This is a genomic window from Limosilactobacillus sp. DJ3M12 (assembly GCF_947381695.1).
Taxonomy (GTDB): Bacteria; Bacillota; Bacilli; order Lactobacillales; family Lactobacillaceae; genus Limosilactobacillus; species Limosilactobacillus kinnaridis.
The window spans coordinates 1-1,761 of record NZ_CANCWY010000052.1; the positions used below are offsets into that span (position 1 = coordinate 1).

The 1,761-nt window shown below is 38.6% G+C and carries 3 protein-coding genes and 1 pseudogene; all 4 read right to left on the bottom strand.

Going from position 1 to position 1,761, the window contains the following annotated elements:
- Window positions 1-195: 195 nt before the first annotated feature.
- Window positions 196-414: an IS3 family transposase gene (locus QOS06_RS11160; protein WP_419145220.1), complete on the bottom strand. Its 219-nt coding sequence runs from the start codon at window positions 412-414 to the stop codon at window positions 196-198.
- Window positions 406-630, bottom strand: a pseudogene (locus QOS06_RS11165) (DDE-type integrase/transposase/recombinase); the annotation flags it as partial. The gene QOS06_RS11160 and the pseudogene QOS06_RS11165, both read right to left, overlap by 9 nt.
- 18 nt (window positions 631-648) lie before the next feature.
- Window positions 649-1,092 carry an IS3 family transposase gene (locus tag QOS06_RS10610; RefSeq protein ID WP_224758184.1) on the bottom strand — a complete coding sequence of 148 codons (444 nt, stop codon included), beginning with the start codon at window positions 1,090-1,092 and terminating at the stop codon, window positions 649-651.
- A complete protein-coding gene (locus tag QOS06_RS10615; protein WP_152712304.1) occupies window positions 1,092-1,628 on the bottom strand; it encodes a helix-turn-helix domain-containing protein in 537 nt (178 codons plus the stop codon). Before QOS06_RS10615 ends, QOS06_RS10610 begins: the two co-directional genes overlap by 1 nt.
- Window positions 1,629-1,761: the final 133 nt, after the last annotated feature.

The following is a 1,761-nucleotide window of genomic DNA, read 5'->3' on the forward strand; positions in this document are numbered from 1 at the left end:
CAAGCACAGATCGAGGCACTTGTCATGACGAATAATCTAGCAAAATTTGGAATGTTACAAACTAGCAATTGACGTAAGGTAAATTCTCCTAAATTTTATAAATTATGCAACTGCAAACACATAGAAACAATGCCTATAAATATTGATATACCAGTCATTTGAAGTATAACAGAAAAATTAGACAAAGTTAAATAGTTAAACTCGTAAGGCATGGTTCCGGTATTCAACCGGTGTCATGCCTTTTGTTTTTAAAGAGATTCGTTGGTTGTTGAAACGATATACATAGTTTAAGGAAAGCTTTTTGAACTCTCCAAAATCTTTACATGGCGTAAATCCATTAAACAGTTCCGTTTTGTATAGGTGAAAGAAACTCTCAATGGGCGCATTGTCATGGCAATTGCCCTTACGGGACATGCTTTGAACAAAATGAAGATTAGCTAGTGTTTTGGCATAGTAAACCTGCTGATATTGCCATCCTTGATCTGAATGAATAATAGGATGGGCATTATCAGGTAATTTTTGCAGTAATTCATCAATAGTACTTTTGACCAGTTGTAGATTGGGATGATAACTTACTTGAAAAGCCAGTACTTCCTTACTAGCTTCATCAACCATAGCTGAAACATAAGCCCACTGTTGATTAGCTAGTCATATCTGAGTGATATCGATGTGGATGACTTGGTATGGTTTCGTTGCTGTAAAGGATTGTTGGAGAACATTCTGTGCAATTTTTCTAACAGTACCGCGATATGATGAATATTTACCATTACGGTGTTGGTTATACATACTTACTTGGACGCCTAGCTGACGCATGATGCGGGTAGCTGTGGCGTCGGCTAAGTGAATCCCGTCTTGATCAAGTAAAGCTTTCACGCGACGATAACCGTAGGTTCGTCGTCCGCGATAAAGCCCCTGCTTGCTAATCGCCAACACTCGTTGTTTAACTTGAGCGTATTTATCGTAAGGGTTAGCGATGCGCTTCCGCTCATCGTAATAAGTTACTCTCGATAATGAGATTCTTTGGAGGAGCTTACCAACCGAGTGACGCTGTTTCTTAGGAAGCTTAGCTTGATGAGCCCTGATCTGATCCACTATTTGTGTTTTTTGTCGAGCTTTGAGGGTCCGAACAGGGCCAACGATTTTTTTAGAATATCCCGATCCATTTTGACGTCATACAATTCTTGTTTGGTTTGCGCCAATTCTTCCTTAAGTCGTTCAATCTCATTTTTATTGACTTGTTTCTTTAGCGCTTTCCGGTTTTTCTTTTTCACTTTAGGTGGCCTACCTTTAGGATGAGGCTTTAATGCCTGGTAACCGCCTTGATGAAAATCTCGTTTCCAATGACTAATTTGATTAGGCAAGAGATCATATTTGGCTGCTACCATCGCCATTGATTCCTCATGAGTTTGATAGTAGTTTATCACGCTCAATTTGAAATCAGCACTAAAGGTTCGCTTCACGCGACGATGTTGAAGGCTGGTGATTCCTTGAAGTCTGGCTTGTTCAATCCAATACTGAATATAATGGTGACTAAGATGATATTTTTTAGCTAACTGGTATGAAATTAAGCCATCTGTTGCCCATTCACGAACAAGCTTTACCTTGAATTCAGAACTATATTTAGTCATAAAAAGTGCCCCACAATCGCTAGATCTTTGTCTAACAATTATGAGGTATTTTTATGACGCCGTTTGTAAAATTAAGTTAGAAAAATAGAAAAGCCATTTGTGGTAGACTTTTGAATACCCCTAAACAAAAGAA